This is a genomic window from Ruegeria sp. CH6 (genome assembly GCF_056537005.1).
The window spans coordinates 296,327-312,708 of sequence record NZ_JBQFQS010000001.1 but is presented as its reverse complement, the minus strand read 5'-3'; the positions used below and the strand labels follow the sequence as shown (position 1 = coordinate 312,708).

Below are 16,382 nucleotides of genomic sequence, written 5' to 3'. Positions count from 1 at the left end.
GCAAGCGACGGCTTAGCCGCCGGATGAGAGAAAATGTAGAATGACGCTGCGACGGTTCGTGATTTGCCCGTACGTCACTTCATTCGGCAGCCACGCCATCGGTGAACTGAAGACGCGCGAGACGGGCATAAAGACCGTCCTGCGCCACCAGATCCTCATGGGTACCCTGCGCCACGATCTGTCCGGCTTCCATCACGACTATACGGTCGGCTTTCTTCACCGTGGCCAGACGATGCGCCACGATCAGAGTAGTCCGGCCGGCACGCATTTGATCCACCGCACCCTGCACAGCCCGCTCACTCTCGGCATCGAGCGCCGATGTTGCTTCGTCCAGCAAGAGAACAGGAGCATCCCGCAGAATCGCACGCGCGATTGCGATACGCTGTTTCTGTCCACCTGACAGCATCACACCGCGCTCACCTACGAAACTGTCATAACCCTCAGGCAAGGCTGAAATGAAATCATGCGCCGCGGCAGCCTTTGCCGCTTCTTCAACTTCGGCATCGGTCGCGTCCAGACGACCAAACCGGATATTCTCACGCGCCGAGGCCGCGAAGATCACCGGATCCTGAGGAACCAGCGCCATATGTTGGCGGAAATCGTCGCGTTCAAGATCACGCAGATTCACACCATCCAGACTGACCTGGCCCGCATCCGGATCATAGAACCGCTGGATCATCTGAATAACGGTGGTCTTACCGGCACCAGACGGGCCGACGAAGGCAACGGTTTCACCGGGCTTCACATGCAAAGTCAGATGATCAAGTGCCAGAATGTCGGGGCGGGCCGGATAACGGAATGTGACGTCATCGACCCGGATATCACCGCGTACGGGTTGCGCGAGTTTCTGGGGCCGAGAAGGATCGGTTACAGTATCTTCCGAATTCAACAACTCGACCAGACGCTCGGTTGCCCCTGCGGCGCGCTGCAATTCGCTCCAGATCTCAGAAAGCGCTGCAACTGAACCCGCCATAATGACCGAATAGATAACGAACTGAACCAGAACGCCTTCGGTCATAACACCGTTGCGGACGTCATTGGCACCCATCCACAACACGCCAACAATCCCGGAAAAGACCAGAAAGATAACGATGACGGTCAGCACAGCTCGGGTCTGAATGCGTTTGAGAGAAACCACGTAAGAGGTTTCCGTCATGTCTCCGAACTGTTTCCGGCTGGCCTGTTCATGCGTAAAGGCCTGTACGGTTTGTACCGCGCCCAGCGCTTCGCCCGCGTTACCGGAGGACGCCGCTATCCAATCCTGGTTTTCACGGCTGATGACGCGCAGGCGGCGCCCCAGCACCAAAATCGGCACAACCACAGCCGGGATCAACAACAGCACAAGACCCGTCAGCTTGGCCGAAGTCAGCAACATCAGCACCAATCCACCGACGAACATCAGCATATTGCGCAAGGCGATCGAGACCGAAGATCCGAGGACCGATTGGATCAGTGTCGTATCTGTGGTGATCCGGCTCAAAACTTCGCCCGTCATGATCCGTTCGTAGAACTCGGGGCTCATCCCGATGACACGATCAAACACTGCTTTCCGGATATCGGCGACAACCCGTTCGCCCAGACGCGTTACCAACGCGTAACGGATGCCAGTACCCACCGCCAGAACGGCGGCAATGCCCAGCGCCGCCATGAAGTACCAGTCCAGCAGTTCGCCATCTTCAATACGGAAATTGTCGATCACACGGCGAACCGCCAATGGCAACGTAAGCGACATCCCCGCCGTCACCGTCAACGCCAGTGTCGCGCCGATCATCAGCATCCGATAAGGCTTCATGAATGGCCAGAGCGACGACAACACGCCCAGTTTCTTAGAGCCAGCCCTTTCTTCGCTGGCACCGGGTGCCGGGGTGGTGTCTTGGCTCGCGGACTGAGAATTTGCCATGTCTGGCCCTTGTGTCGTGATCGGGTCTAAGTCAACGCTTCTTGGCGACAGAGGTGATCGGGGTCAAGCAATGCGCGCGATTTACTACCCTTAGCGGGCTATTTGACGCAATCGATATCGGGCTGAGCTGGAGCGGGTAGACGGAATCGAACCGACATAGCCTGCTTGGAAGGCAGGGGCTTTACCATTAAGCTATACCCGCTCAGGTCTGGGCTGAGTAGTCCATGCGTCAGCGGTCGTCAAGAACCGAAATTGCACAATCCGGTCCTTTTGTGAAAGACCCCTGAAAGTTGGTTTGGCAATGGAATGCCCGCAGGATGCGTGACTACCCTCGCCCAATATATCCGGGCCAACAGATACGCGGAAACGAGCAGTAATTCGCGTATCAAAAAGTGATGTGTTTACGGATGTCGGTCGCGACAGGGTTAATTGTGTTGTTATCAACCTGTCACAAACGCGCCCTAAATCCACTTTCAATCAAACCGATTCAGACAGCCAGGAGCCATCCATGAAAGACGTTGATCTTACCACTATCTCCGCCGATGACTGGGACGAACTGCACTTCCCCCGCCCCGAAGAAAACGACTTTGACCGCGTCGTCGAACGCGCCATATCCCGTAGGGGATTTCTGGGCGGTGTGTTGGCATTCGGTTCGGGTGCGGCTGCAATGGGCGCTGGTCTGCTAAACTCGACTTCAGCGCAGGCCCAGACCGCTTCACGTTTCGCCTTTACTCCGATCGCCGCACAAACCGACGGCACTGTCCATGTACCCGAAGGGTATGAATGGAAAATCATGACGCGCTGGGGTGATCCGCTGTTCTCGGACGCCGACGGCTATGACATCACCGACGGTGGTCCTGTTGAAAAGTCGGATCGTATCTTCGGCGAAAACACCGACGGGATGGAAACCTTCGCGTTCCAGGGTCACGAGCTGATCGCGATCAACCACGAATACCCGAACCGCAAGATCAACCTGCCCGCCGCGCAGGAAGGTGTCCCAGCCAACGCCGACGATGTTCTGAAGCTTCAGAACATTCAGGGCGTGACTGTGATGGAAATCACTGAAGGTCCCGATGGCTGGTCGGTCATCAAAGACAGCCCCTTTAACCGTCGTATCCACCACAACACCCCGATGAAGATCGTCGGACCCGCTGCAGGTCACGACCTGCTGAAAACCGAAGCTGATCCAACCGGCACATCCTCGCTGGGTACCATGAACAACTGTGGCGCGGGCAAAACGCCTTGGGGCACATATCTGACCTGCGAGGAGAACTTTAACGGTTACTTCGGCTCTAGTGACGAAAACGCGACCTACGACCAGAAGGTTGCAGACGGGTTCAAGCGCTATGGCGTCAAGGCCGAAAGCTGGAACGGGTATGAGCTGTTCGACCCGCGTTTCGACACGTCGAAAAACCCGAATGAACCACACCGCGCAGGTTGGATCGTTGAGATCGACCCGACCAAGCCGGACAGCACACCGGTCAAGCACACTGGTCTGGGGCGTTTCAAGCACGAAAACGCTGAGGTAACGTTGGCTGCTGATGGCCGTGTAGTTGTCTACATGGGCGATGATGAACGTGGTGAGTATCTGTACAAGTTTGTCTCGAACGGCACCTACCAGCCGGGTAGCGAGACCGAGAGCCTGCTGAATGACGGCACGCTCTATGTTGCAAAGTTCAACGATGACGCAACCGGTGAATGGCTGGCACTGACGCCGGAAACCACTGGCATGGACGACGCTGAGATTGCGATCTTCACTCGTATGGCCGCGTCCAAAGCTGGCGGCACTACCATGGATCGCCCCGAATGGGTGGCGTCCAGCCCGGTTGCAGTTGAAGCCTATTGCTGCCTCACCAACAACAAGAACCGTGGCGTGAAGCCGAACGCTGGCGGTGATGACACATCGGTCAACGGACCAAACCCGCGTGAGGCAAACAAATACGGCCAGATTGTACGCTGGCGTCCGGCGAATGATGACCATGCGACCGAAGCGTTCGATTGGGATCTGTACGTGATGGCTGGTAACCCGACCGTGCATTCCGACGACCGTGCCGGATCTGCCAACGTGAACGAGGGCAACCTGTTCAATTCGCCCGACGGCATGGTTATCGACTCGACCGGCCTGATCTGGATCCAGACGGACGGCAATGACGACAACGAGGAAGATTTCGCGGGTAACGGCAACAACCAGATGCTGGTTGGCGATCCGGTCACTGGCGAGATCGCGCGCTTCATGACGGGACCAACCGGTTGTGAAGTCACCGGTCTGGCGTGGTCCAGCGACCTGCGCACCATGTTTGTCGGCATTCAACATCCGGGCAGCAACTGGCCGGATAGCGGCACACCGCGTTCGTCGGTGATTGCGATCAAGCGAGCCGATAACGGTTTGGTGGGCTAACCAGACTGCTAAAAAACTACGCCTCCGGGATCATGTTCCGGAGGCGTTTCTAAAAACCGGCTTGCTAGATATCTTCCCCTGGCGGGGCCAGTAATCCACCCGGCGCCAGCAAATGCCGCTCTGGAAGCCATGGGTTGAGGACCAATGCTTCGGTTAGGGCCTCCCTTGCTTCTTCGGTGCGCCCCAAACCAAGCAAGGTCAGGGCTCGACCGCTCAGCGCTGCCACGTGATTTGGCGACAAGGCAATCGCAGCATCCAAATCGACCAATGCAGCGCTGAAATTCTGCCTCAGGAAGTTTACAAAGGCTCGTTGATTGTAACCCTCCGCATATGCAGGGCAAAACTCGACAAGCGTGTTGAATGTTTCCAACGCACCAAGCAAATCCCATGCTTCGCGTCTGCGCATCCCCCGATCCAGAAGCGCCTGAGCTTGCTCTCCGGGGGCGTCAGTCCACAACTCCCACATTTGATTTGAAATTGCGCGCGCTTCCTGTTCAGTCTCGGCTTTCTGGATCTGAGCAACCAATGCATCCACTTCGGCTACGTGGTCTGCGGCTTCAGGACAGGTCTGGGCACTCAGAGGGTTGGACAGCGCGACTGCTGCGGAAAGGATGGCTGCAAATCTGAACATTCTTCAATGATGGCGCGATTATGCATTCCGTCAACTTCAGGTGCCGACTGGTCCCGGCAATCCCACCTCCTTCACCGCCTCCATAGCAACGAACGTTGAGGTATTCGCCACATGCGGCAAGGATGAAATCTTTTCGGCCAGAACAGCGCGATACTCTGACATCGATCCTGTCCTCACCTTAAGAAGGTAGTCAAAATTCGAAGCGATCATATGCGCCTGTTCAATCTCGGCGATCCGGCGAACGGCAGCATTGAATTCAGCCAGTGCTTTTTCGCGCGTGTCCGTCAAACGCACCTCGACAAAGGCGACATGATCCAGGCCCAGCCGGATCGGATCGAGCATGGCGCGATAGCCGGTGATGATGCCTTCAGCCTCAAGCCGCTTGAGGCGCGCCTGCGTCGGAGACTTTGAAAGCCCGATCTGCCGGGCAAGGTCTGCCACAGAAATCCGTCCATCCTCAGACAGAATCGACAGTATCGCCTGATCGAACCGATCAAGATCTGGAAAGCCCATTTGGATCGCCTTTTCACAGTTATTAAGGTCTTTAGCCCACTAATTATCACACTTCAGTCCATTGTCCCGGGAAATCGCATGTATACTCGACAAAAGACCGGAGGATACATGTCTCACAGCCTACGTACTCATATCGACAGCCATACTTATGCGGACCAGTCTGCTTTACTGGAGAACCTTGTTTCTCAAGCCGCTCTCAGCCAAGCGGATCGTCACACCATCAGTGATGCAGCGGCGCAGTTGGTCCGGGATATTCGATCCAGCACCTCTCCGGGGTTGATGGAGGTCTTTCTGGCTGAGTACGGGTTATCAACCGACGAAGGTGTCGCACTGATGTGTCTGGCTGAGGCGTTGTTGCGCGTTCCGGATGCCGATACCATCGATGCACTGATCGAGGATAAGATCGCCCCTTCGGATTGGGGCAAGCATCTCGGGCATTCGTCATCTTCCCTTGTGAATGCCTCAACATGGGCCCTGATGCTGACCGGCAAGGTACTGGATGAAGGAAAAACCTCACCCGTCAGCGCATTGCGTGGCGCAATCAAACGGCTGGGCGAACCGGTGATCCGAACTGCCGTCGGCCGGGCAATGAAGGAAATGGGTCGCCAGTTCGTACTAGGAGAGACCATTCAATCCGCCATGGTCCGTGCCAGCGGGATGGAAGCAAAAGGCTACACCTATTCCTACGACATGCTGGGCGAAGCAGCGCGCACCGAGGCAGATGCGGCGCGCTATCATCTGTCGTATTCGCGGGCAATTGCTGCAATCGCCGAGGCCTGCACGCATGATGATATCCGCGCCAACCCCGGCATTTCCGTCAAGCTGTCCGCGTTGCATCCGCGCTATGAACTGGCCCAGGAACATCGGGTGATGGAGGAGCTTGTCCCCCGCCTGCGTGCTCTGGCCCTGCTGGCCAAGGCAGCTGGTATGGGGCTGAACGTGGATGCAGAAGAAGCAGATCGCCTGTCCCTGTCTTTGCAGGTGATCGAAGCCGTGATGTCAGAACCCGCACTCGCCGGATGGGACGGGTTCGGCATCGTTGTGCAGGCCTATGGTCCGCGCGCAGGTCTGGTATTGGATACGCTCTACCAAATGGCTGAAAAGCATGACCGCAAGCTGATGGTGCGCTTGGTCAAAGGGGCCTATTGGGATACCGAAATCAAGCGTGCTCAGGTCGAGGGTGTGACTGGCTTTCCGGTCTTCACTCAAAAAGCCGCCACCGATGTTTCCTACATCGCCAATGCACGCAAGTTGCTGGGTATGACGGATCGGATTTATCCGCAGTTCGCCACTCATAACGCACATACCGTCAGCGCGATCCTTCATATGGCTGACAACCAACCGTTTGAGTTCCAGCGACTGCATGGCATGGGCGAGACGTTGCATCAGATCGTGAAGGACAAGCAAAACACGCGTTGCCGAATCTATGCTCCGGTAGGCGCGCATCGTGATCTGTTGGCCTATCTGGTGCGCCGCCTGCTTGAGAACGGGGCGAACTCCTCATTCGTAAATCAGATCGTCGACGAAAATGTTCCCCCTGAAGAAGTCGCGTCTGATCCGTTCGAGGCCATCGCTGTGCCCGCCAAACCGTTACCGACCGGACCGCAATTGTTCGAACCTGAACGTGTGAATTCCAAAGGCTTTGACCTGCAGCACACGCCAACACTCGACATGATTGATGCAGCGCGGGACCGGTTCAGAGCACATCATTGGTACGCACAGCCATTGCTGTCGGACAACGCGCAGCCAGAAGCGGATCAGGCCGTGATAAACCCGGCCCATCCACAGGATAGGCCCGGTGCAGTAGCGCCCGCCAGCGCCGAGGATGTTGAATTGGCGCTGGCCTCGGCCTCACCCTGGCAGGCACCGTCAGCCGATCGCAAGCGTATCCTGAACGCAGCTGCTGACCTGTACGAAGAGAACTTTGGAGAGCTGTTCGCACTGCTTTCGCGCGAAGCCGGCAAATCGCTGCCCGACGCCATCGCTGAGCTGCGTGAAGCGGTTGATTTTCTGCGCTACTACGCGGCGAACATCCCGGATGCCAAACCGTCGGGTATTTTCACCTGCATCAGTCCCTGGAACTTTCCACTCGCGATTTTCACCGGTCAAATTTCTGCGGCCCTTGCGACCGGCAATGCCGTACTGGCAAAACCCGCCCCGCAAACTCCGCTGATCGGACACCGCGCTGTACAACTGATGCATGAAGCAGGTGTCCCCCGAGATGCACTGCAATTGCTGCCCGGAGGACCGGCAGTTGGCGCGGCGTTGACTTCGGATTCACGTGTCTCAGGTGTTGCATTCACCGGATCAACAGCGACAGCGCTGAAAATCCGTTCAGCGATGGCCGAGAACTTGCAGCCGGGCACACCGTTGATTGCCGAGACCGGCGGTCTCAACGCAATGATCGTCGACAGTACCGCCCTGCCCGAGCAAGCCGTGCAATCCATCATCGAAAGCGCATTCCAATCGGCGGGCCAACGCTGTTCCGCACTGCGGTGCCTGTATCTGCAGGAAGATATCGCTGACGATGTCCTGACCATGCTGCAAGGTGCAATGGACGCGCTTAGCGTAGGGGATCCATGGCTGATTTCGACCGATTGTGGACCGGTGATTGATCAGACAGCATTGCAAGGTATCGCCGACCACGTGGCCAAAGCACGTGCCGAAGGGCGTGTTCTGAAAGAACTCTCGACGCCACCCGAAGGTACATTCATTGCCCCAGCACTAATCGAGATTTCCGGGATCGCTGCTCTGGAACGTGAGATCTTTGGTCCTGTGCTGCATGTCGCCCGTTTCAAAGCACAGGATATCGACAAAGTGATCGGCGATATCAACGCTACGGGCTATGGCCTGACATTCGGCCTGCACACACGGATCGACGATCGGGTGCAGCATGTGACCGAAGCCATCCATGCCGGCAATATCTATGTGAATCGCAATCAGATCGGCGCCATCGTAGGCTCGCAGCCTTTTGGCGGTGAAGGTTTGTCCGGTACAGGCCCCAAGGCCGGCGGGCCCAACTATATGGCGCGCTTCTGCGCTCCTAACCGGCAGGTTGTGAGCGAGGATTGGACAGACAATGCTGACCTTCCAGAGCCCGAAGGCCAACCTATCGGGATCACAACCCAGTCCTTGCCCGGCCCTACCGGCGAATCTAACCGGTTGAGTGAATACCCGCGTCCCCCGGTGCTATGTCTGGGTCCGGGTCCTGCTGCCGCGCAAGCTCAGGCCGACGCGGTCAAGGCCCTCGGTGGATCAGCAATCCGGGCTACCGGTGCGCTCGATCTACACCGTCTGGAAAACCTGACAGGTTTCTCTGGTGTCATGTGGTGGGGTGACGAGACGACCGGACGAGAAATTGAACGGCACCTGTCGCGTCGTGATGGTCCGATATTGCCGTTGATTCCGGGCATGCCGGATCGTGCGCGTGTGCTGGCCGAGCGCCATGTCTGCGTCGACACAACCGCTGCCGGTGGCAATGCTGCACTTTTGGGTGGTGCGGCATAAGCTTGACTTGACGCTGGGCTGCGAAAGGCCCAGCGTCGCGCCATGTTTCCAATTCGCGATCATAACCCCTCGGGTCGAACACCTTTTGTCGTCTATGCGTTGATGGCGGCAAACATCCTGATCTTTTTTAGCTATCTCGGAAACATGGACGACGCCCGGCTGCTTAATCGTTTCTATTTCGACTATGCGATAATACCGGCACGGATCTCGGATGGAGTTGCATTTGAAACCCTGCTGACATCAATGTTCCTGCACGGCGGCTGGATGCATCTGGCTGGAAACATGCTGTTTTTATGGATTTTCGGCGACAATCTGGAAGATGAGATGGGGCACCTGCCCTTTCTGCTATTCTATCTCGCAGCGGGGATTGGCGCTGGGCTGATCCATGTAGTCACGGCACCAGATTCGGTCGTACCCACCATTGGTGCTTCGGGTGCGATCGCAGGGGTTATGGGTGGTTATTTGCTGCTGTTCCCGAAGGCGCGCGTCGATATCCTGCTGATCCTGATCGTCTACTTCCGGGTCTTTACAATTCCGGCCTTCATCATGCTTGGGCTGTGGCTTGCAATGCAGTTTCTGGGTAGCTTTGCAAGCAATCCGGATGAAGGTGGCGTCGCCTACTGGGCGCATACCGGAGGATTTGCCGTCGGGCTGGTCTTGTGTATCCCGCTTTGGCTGAGGCGTGGTGGAACTGATTTCTGGGATCGCACCCATGGTCACCCGCCGCACCCCGAACATAAGTACAAGCTGACCCAATCCCGCATTCCAAAGGTTCCGCGAAAATGACCAGAATGACCGCCTCCTGCCATTGTGGTGCCGTCGAGATCGAAGCCGAGTTTCCTCAAGGCCTGGCTTCGGCTGCGCGATGCGATTGTTCGTTCTGCATTCGCCGCGGGGCCGCAGCAGTCACGGCCACAACCGAAAGTCTACGTGTCCTCAAGGGGTCAGATAATCTGAGCCTTTACACTTGGGGAACTCAGACCGCCAAACACTACTTCTGCAAAACATGCGGCATCTACGTCTACCATCAGAGACGATCAGACCCTGACGAGTGTGGAGTGAACCTTGGCTGTGTCGAAGGTGGAAACCCCAGAACGCATGGAACGATCCCCTGGAACGATGGCGTTAATCACCCGTCAGACAGATCAGATTGATCGGGACCCTGCCCACCGCTCAGATAGGTAATCTCCTGCGCAGCCTGAACGACCAGTTCGGCCAGATCGGTCGCTCGCGCATCATCAAACCTGACGGTTGGACCTGATACAGAGATACCCGCGCAGGGTTCACCTTTGTCGTTGTAGATTGCGGCACCAATGCAAGACATTCCCTCATAGCGTTCTTCCCGGTCATGCGACCAGCCGCGCGCCCGGGTCTCAGACAGATCCCTGAGCAGCATTTCTTCGGATGCCAACGTGCTATCCGTGAACTTCGTCAGGTCCGCAGACTTCAACAGTTTACCAAGAGCAGCCTCTTTCATTGCCGCCAAAATGGCTTTGCCAGTTCCTGACGCATACATCGGTGTCCGCGCGCCGGGCGGGAAAAAAGCGCGGATCGGGTTTGAGGTTTCGACCTGACCGACAAACACAACTTCCCCGCCATCCGGAACAGCCAGATTGGCAGTTTCTCCGCTGTCCTGCATCAGTCGCCTGAGTATCGGACGACCGATCTCAAGAACGCTGTTCCGCCGTAAGAAGGATGCGCCGGTACGGTAGGCTTCGATCCCGATCATCCATTCCTGACGCTCGTCGTCAAATGTGACATACCCATGTTTCTGAAGCGTTGTCAGAATGCGATGAGTGGTAGCTGTGGGTACGCCAATTTCACGGGCGAGATCGCTGAGCGAAGCACGCTCGAACCGCGCCACCGATGTCAGAACACCTAGCGCCCTGTCCAGCGACTGCATGGTTCCGGCCGAGCTTTCCTTGAACAACGATTTGGGCCTGCCGCGTGGTCGCTTCTGAGTCTCCATACCGATCCTTTTGCTTCTTTGACAGCCCGCTTAAAAAACCTGGCCGTGGATTGCGATTTTCAGAATATGAAAATGAGAAACTGAAAACCTTTTAATTTCAGCTTATTGCCAATTTAATTCCATAAATGAAAATATTTTTCAAGAAAATTGCACCTAATGAGGAGTCCGGCGACACTTGTTTCCAAAGTGGAGGACAGAGTGATGTCAAACCAGAACCCGGTCTTTATTCCCGGCCCGACCAACATCCCGGATCGCCTGCGTCTTGCCATGCAAGTACAGACGCAGGATCACCGTGCACCCGATTTCGTGGACACATTCGCGCCCGTTCTCGAGGACACCAAAAAGGTCTTTGGCACTGTACCAGGACAGATCGTAACCTTTCCAGCCAGTGGCACTGGCGGATGGGAGGCTGCGGTAACAAACACGCTCAGCCCCGGCGACAAGGTCCTTGTCGCGCGCTACGGCGTGTTCAGCCATCGCTGGATCGATTTGTGCCAACGGCATGGGCTAGACGTTCAGATCGTGGAATGCCCATGGGGCGAAAGTGCGCCCGCAGACCGTTTTCAAGCGATCCTGGCTGCGGATACTGCGCATCAAATCAAGGCTGTGCTGGTTACACACAACGAGACCGCCACAGGCGTACGATCGGATATCGGCGCAGTACGCCAAGGCATGGATGCAGCCTCGCATCCCGCCATGCTGTTTGTGGATTGTGTAAGCTCTCTGGCCTCGATGCCGTTCGAGTTTGATCGCTGGGGTGTCGATATCGCCGTCTCTGGTTCGCAAAAGGGGTTCATGCTGGCGACTGGCATGGCAATTCTCTGCGTCAGCCCTAAGGCGATTGCGGCCATGGAAACAGCCAAGCTGCCACGGACCTTCTTTGATTTCCGCGACATGATGGCGGCCAATGCCTCAGGCGGGTTTCCCTATACCCCTCCTCTGCAATTGATCTACGGCATGCGTGAAAGTCTTAAGATGCTGTTCGAAGAGGGGCTTGAGAATGTCTACGCACGCCACTTCCGGCTAGCCGAAGGTGTTCGCCGCGCAACCGATGCCTGGGGGCTGAAGCTGGTTGCCCAATCCCCCGAACTCTATTCGGATACAGTCAGCGCCATTTATGTCCCCGAGGGCTTTGACAGCAACGCCCTGACCGATCACGCCTTTAATGCATATGGTGTCTCGTTCGGTATCGGGCTTGGTCAGCTGAACGGCAAGGCCTTCCGCATCGGCCATTTGGGGAGCCTGACGGATGTCATGGTGCTCTCCGGCCTTGCGACTGTCGAAATGGCGATGGCCGACCTGAACTACCCAATCAAACTCGGCAGCGGCGTGGCTGCGGCGCAAGAATACTACCGCAACACTGGCGCAAATCCCGCCAAGGCTGCGGCGTGAGGAGGCCCCACATGTTAGATCAAATCGCAGCGTCCGATCTGACGATCGACGATGTGCGCGCAGCGCATGAACGCATCAAACCTCATATCCGACGCACTCCTGTAATGACGTCAGACTATCTGAACGACCTGACCGGTGCACAATTGTTCTTCAAATGTGAGAATTTTCAGGAGGCTGGCGCTTTCAAAGTTCGCGGGGCCAGCAATGCCGTGTTTGGTCTGAGTGATGAGATGGCCACCAAGGGTGTCTGCACGCATTCCAGCGGCAACCACGCGCTCTCACTGTCTTATGCGGCGGGGCGTCGCGGTATCCCGTGCAATGTTGTGATGCCACGTACGGCACCACAAGCAAAGAAAGATGCCGTTCGCCGGTTTGGCGGCACAATCACCGAATGCGAACCCTCGACGTCGTCGCGTGAGGCAACCTTTGCCGAAGTTCAGGCCCACACAGGTGGCGAATTTGTGCATCCGTATAATGACTTGCGCGTCATCACGGGTCAGGCAACCTGTTCGGCGGAACTACTTGAACAGACCAACGGTGTAGATGCCGTGATTGCACCAATCGGCGGTGGTGGCATGGTTTCAGGTACCTGTCTGACCGTGTCGAACCTGTCTCCTGAGACAGCAATTTACGCGGCAGAACCAGAGCAGGCTGACGACGCTTACCGGTCGTTCAAAGCGGGACACATTATCGCTGACGACGCACCCAAGACGGTAGCTGACGGGTTGCTGGTGCCTCTCAAGGAAAACACCTGGCACTTCGTATCGCACTACGTGACCGACATTTTCACGGCGTCCGAAGATACCATCGTCGAAGCGATGAAACTGACCTGGAAATACTTGCGCGTGGTGATGGAGCCATCATCTGCCGTGCCATTGGCAACAATTCTCAAGAACCCCGACGTGTTCCGGGGCAAGCGCGTCGGGGTGATCATCACCGGCGGCAACGTGGATCTGGACAAGCTGCCCTGGCTCAAAGGGTAAGGAGAAACAGGATGAACAAACCCATGAATATCGATCAACTCGAAGTTGGCTATGACATCCCTGCCGCGATTGGCATGGATGAAACCGAAATTCAAACGCCCTGCCTGATCCTTGATCTGGGCGCGCTGGAGCGGAACATCAAAAAGATGGGCGATTATGCCAAGGCCCACGGAATGCGTCACCGCGTACACGGCAAGATGCACAAGTCTGTGGATGTCGCAAAACTGCAGGAAAAGCTGGGCGATGCCGTTGGCGTGTGCTGCCAGAAGGTGTCGGAGGCTGAAGTGTTCGCGCGCGGTGGCATCAAGGATATTCTGGTTTCAAATCAGGTTCGCGATCCTGTCAAAATCGATCGACTGGCCCAACTGCCCAAACTTGGTGCACGCACCATTGTCTGTGTCGATGACATCAACAACGTGGCCGATCTGTCTGCGGCTGCTGAAAAGCACGGCACCGAGCTGGAAGTGTTTGTAGAAATCGACTGTGGGGCGGGCCGTTGTGGCGTAACCAATACTTCGGACGTCGTTGCAATCGCCAAAGCCGTGCAAGCTGCGCCCAATCTGAAATTCACCGGCATTCAGGCCTATCAGGGTGCGATGCAGCATCTGGATACCTATGAGGCCCGGCAAGAGAAACTCGATACCGCAATCGCCATGGTCAAGGACGCTGTGGATGGGCTGAAAGCTGAGGGTATTGAATGTGAGTTGGTTTCCGGCGGCGGAACCGGTTCCTACTATTTCGAAAGCAACTCTGGCGTTTACAACGAATTGCAGTGCGGTTCTTACGCCTTCATGGATGCTGATTATGGTCGCATTCTTGATAAGGACGGCAAGCGGATCGATCAGGGGGAATGGGAAAACGCCCTGTTCATTCTGACGAGTGTCATGAGCCACGCCAAAGCCGACAAGGCCATCTGTGATGCCGGCCTCAAAGCACAGTCAGTAGATAGTGGCCTGCCCTTCATCTATGGGCGGGACGACGTCGAGTATCTGAAATGCTCGGATGAACATGGGGTGATCGGCGATCCGGACGGTGTGTTGAAAGTCAACGACAAGCTGCGTCTGGTGCCCGGTCACTGTGATCCAACGTGCAATGTCCATGATTGGTATGTTGGTGTCCGCGACGGCAAGGTCGAAACCCTGTGGCCCGTGTCTGCGCGCGGGAAGGCATACTGACAATGAGGGATGGTATGACAACACAAACAGATGGCTTGCTGATCGTCAGTGAAGAGTTGTGCGAAAAACTGGTCGGTCGGCAACAGGCCTTTGACGCCGTTCAGGACGTATTCGCCGCGATGGCACGTAGTGGCGCATGGAACTTTCCCGTTATCCGTGAGGCGCTCGGCTACGCGGATGCGCTTTACGGTTTCAAATCCGGGTTTGACCGCGATGGTCAGGTTTTGGGCGTGAAGTCAGGAGGTTATTGGCCGGGAAACGCGGAACACGGTCTGACCAACCACCAGTCAACCGTGTTCCTGTTCGACCCGGATACGGGACGACTGTCAGCGCTGGTTGGCGGAAACTATCTGACCGCAGTGCGCACTGCTGCGTCCTCGGCCATTTCCATAGCTCACCTGGCCCGAAAGGATGCAAAGGTGCTGGGCATGGTCGGAGCCGGCCATCAATCTGCCTTCCAATTGCGCGCGGCTGCTGAGCAACGCGATTTTGAAAAGGTTGTGGCCTGGAACCCGCACCCAGACATGCTGCCTCGGTTGGCGGCCGTAGCTGACGAGATCGGACTGGAATTCGAAGCAGTCAGTCAACAGGAGTTGGGCGCGCAAGCGGATGTGATCATCACGATCACCTCTGCCTTTGAGCCCTTGCTGCTGAAAGACTGGATCAAGCCCGGCACTCATCTGGCCTGTATGGGCACCGATACCAAGGGAAAGATGGAAGTAGATCCATCCCTGGTTGCCGCTGCCTCAGTGTTCACCGACGAGGTGGCGCAATCCGTCACGATTGGAGAGGCGCAGCACGCCGCGGCAGACGGTTCGATTACCGCTGAAGCGATCACCCCGATTGGTGCGGTTATCAATGGCGACCATTCCGGGCGGACGAGTGACACCGAGATCACTTTGTTCGATGGGACCGGCGTCGGATTGCAGGATCTGGCTGTCGCGTCGGTCGCCGCCAGATTGGCGGATGAAGCCGGATTGGCCCAGCGCGCAACTCTCTAGACAACAAAAAAGCGCGCCTTGTTTCAGGGCGCGCTTTCAAAACTTCGATTCGAAGGTCTCGCGTTAGCCGCGGATCACCTTGGCAAAGCTGTCAAAGATCGGCTCGTTGGCGCAAATCACTTCACCATCTTCCAGCACACTACCTTCGGGATTCAGGGCCTGAACAAAGCCACCTGCTTCCTTGACGATGATGATGCCCGCAGCCAGATCCCAGGCGTTCAGGCGACGCTCCCAGAAGCCTTCGTAGCGGCCGGCGGCGACATAGGCCATGTCCAAAGCAGCGGCGCCCCAGCGGCGAACGCCTGCACATGCAGGCATCAGGCGCGCCAGATCCTGCAAAGTCGCAGGCAAGTCAGAACGACCACCAAAAGGCAAACCTGTAGAAAAGATCGACTCAATCATCCGATGGCGACCTGAAACACGGATGCGGGTGTCATTCATCCACGCGCCCTCGCCTTTTTCGGCAAAGAACATTTCATCCTTGGCAGCGTCGTAGATCACACCGGCAACGATTTTGCCTTTGTGTTCCAGCGCAATCGAAATCGCCCAGTGCGGCAGGCCGTGCAGGAAATTGGTGGTGCCATCCAGAGGGTCGACAATCCAGCGGCGCGTTGGGTCTTCGCCGTCAATCGCTCCGCCCTCTTCGGCCAGCCAACCATAGGTCGGGCGAGCGCCCAGCAATTCCTCTTTCAGGATCGCCTCGGCAGCGATGTCAGCCTTCGATACGAAGTCACCAGCGCCCTTCATCGACACCTGCAGGTTCTCGACCTCACGAAAATCCTTGACCAAAGAACGCCCCGCTTTGCGCGCGGCCTTGATCATGATGTTGAGATTTGCACTGCCAACCATTGTTCTGACGCTCCTGTCCGGTCAAACCGCGCGTATACTGGGGCAAGTCGACCTTGCCAAGAGG

At 56.7% G+C, this 16,382-nt stretch carries 13 protein-coding genes and 1 tRNA gene; 8 read left to right on the top strand and 6 right to left on the bottom strand.

The window, feature by feature from the left end:
• Nucleotides 1–79: 79 nt before the first annotated feature.
• Both ACR0CW_RS01620 and ACR0CW_RS01615 read right to left on the bottom strand, forming a co-directional pair.
• Nucleotides 80–1,900 (bottom strand): ABC transporter transmembrane domain-containing protein, encoded by a 1,821-nt coding sequence (locus ACR0CW_RS01620; protein WP_480786597.1) that lies wholly within the window; start codon nt 1,898–1,900, stop codon nt 80–82.
• A gap of 128 nt (nt 1,901–2,028) precedes the next feature.
• Nucleotides 2,029–2,102, bottom strand: a tRNA-Gly gene (locus ACR0CW_RS01615).
• Nucleotides 2,103–2,408: 306 nt separating this feature from the next.
• Between ACR0CW_RS01615 and ACR0CW_RS01610 the strand changes: the two genes are divergently transcribed.
• The gene (locus ACR0CW_RS01610; protein ID WP_480786596.1) at nt 2,409–4,298 is read left to right on the top strand and encodes a PhoX family protein; all 1,890 of its coding nucleotides are present in this window, start codon (nt 2,409–2,411) and stop codon (nt 4,296–4,298) included.
• Between the two features lie 64 nt (nt 4,299–4,362).
• Here ACR0CW_RS01610 and ACR0CW_RS01605 read toward each other — a convergent pair whose 3' ends face one another.
• Nucleotides 4,363–4,929 carry a tetratricopeptide repeat protein gene (locus tag ACR0CW_RS01605; protein WP_480786595.1) on the bottom strand — a complete coding sequence of 189 codons (567 nt, stop codon included), beginning with the start codon at nt 4,927–4,929 and terminating at the stop codon, nt 4,363–4,365.
• Nucleotides 4,930–4,965: 36 nt separating this feature from the next.
• On the bottom strand, nt 4,966–5,442 hold the full coding sequence (locus ACR0CW_RS01600) for an Lrp/AsnC family transcriptional regulator (protein ID WP_217353757.1): 477 nt from the start codon (nt 5,440–5,442) through the stop codon (nt 4,966–4,968).
• 108 nt (nt 5,443–5,550) lie between these two features.
• Between ACR0CW_RS01600 and putA the strand changes: the two genes are divergently transcribed.
• From putA to ACR0CW_RS01585, 3 genes are read left to right on the top strand one after another with little or no spacing between them, the layout of a single operon-like run.
• A complete protein-coding gene (gene putA, locus ACR0CW_RS01595) occupies nt 5,551–8,949 on the top strand; it encodes a bifunctional proline dehydrogenase/L-glutamate gamma-semialdehyde dehydrogenase PutA (RefSeq protein ID WP_480786594.1) in 3,399 nt (1,132 codons plus the stop codon).
• 42 nt (nt 8,950–8,991) lie between these two features.
• Nucleotides 8,992–9,735, top strand: a complete 744-nt coding sequence (locus tag ACR0CW_RS01590) for a rhomboid family intramembrane serine protease (RefSeq protein WP_480786593.1) — start codon at nt 8,992–8,994, stop codon at nt 9,733–9,735.
• Nucleotides 9,732–10,103 carry a GFA family protein gene (locus ACR0CW_RS01585; protein WP_170331516.1) on the top strand — a complete coding sequence of 124 codons (372 nt, stop codon included), beginning with the start codon at nt 9,732–9,734 and terminating at the stop codon, nt 10,101–10,103. Before ACR0CW_RS01590 ends, ACR0CW_RS01585 begins: the two co-directional genes overlap by 4 nt.
• Here ACR0CW_RS01585 and ACR0CW_RS01580 read toward each other — a convergent pair.
• Nucleotides 10,079–10,918, bottom strand: coding sequence for an IclR family transcriptional regulator (locus ACR0CW_RS01580; RefSeq protein WP_480786592.1), 840 nt, complete (start codon nt 10,916–10,918; stop codon nt 10,079–10,081). The genes ACR0CW_RS01585 and ACR0CW_RS01580 overlap by 25 nt on opposite strands.
• Nucleotides 10,919–11,119: 201 nt before the next feature.
• Here ACR0CW_RS01580 and bhcA point away from each other — a divergent pair, with 201 nt between their 5' ends.
• Genes bhcA through bhcD form a run of 4 tightly spaced genes read left to right on the top strand, consistent with a single transcriptional unit; the run spans nt 11,120 to nt 15,469 of the window.
• Complete coding sequence (bhcA, locus tag ACR0CW_RS01575; RefSeq protein ID WP_480786591.1) at nt 11,120–12,310, top strand: L-aspartate--glyoxylate aminotransferase BhcA; 1,191 nt, start codon at nt 11,120–11,122, stop codon at nt 12,308–12,310.
• An 11-nt stretch (nt 12,311–12,321) separates the two neighbouring features.
• Entirely contained in the window at nt 12,322–13,293 is a 972-nt protein-coding gene (gene bhcB, locus ACR0CW_RS01570; RefSeq protein WP_480786590.1) for a beta-hydroxyaspartate dehydratase BhcB, read from the top strand.
• A gap of 11 nt (nt 13,294–13,304) precedes the next feature.
• Nucleotides 13,305–14,468 carry a 3-hydroxy-D-aspartate aldolase BhcC gene (gene bhcC, locus ACR0CW_RS01565; protein ID WP_480786589.1) on the top strand — a complete coding sequence of 388 codons (1,164 nt, stop codon included), beginning with the start codon at nt 13,305–13,307 and terminating at the stop codon, nt 14,466–14,468.
• 14 nt (nt 14,469–14,482) lie between these two features.
• The gene (gene bhcD / locus ACR0CW_RS01560; RefSeq protein WP_480786588.1) at nt 14,483–15,469 is read left to right on the top strand and encodes an iminosuccinate reductase BhcD; all 987 of its coding nucleotides are present in this window, start codon (nt 14,483–14,485) and stop codon (nt 15,467–15,469) included.
• Between the two features lie 63 nt (nt 15,470–15,532).
• On the opposite strand, the gene ACR0CW_RS01555 is transcribed toward bhcD, so the two are convergent.
• The gene (locus tag ACR0CW_RS01555; RefSeq protein WP_155145437.1) at nt 15,533–16,318 is read right to left on the bottom strand and encodes an inositol monophosphatase family protein; all 786 of its coding nucleotides are present in this window, start codon (nt 16,316–16,318) and stop codon (nt 15,533–15,535) included.
• Nucleotides 16,319–16,382 lie beyond the last annotated feature (64 nt).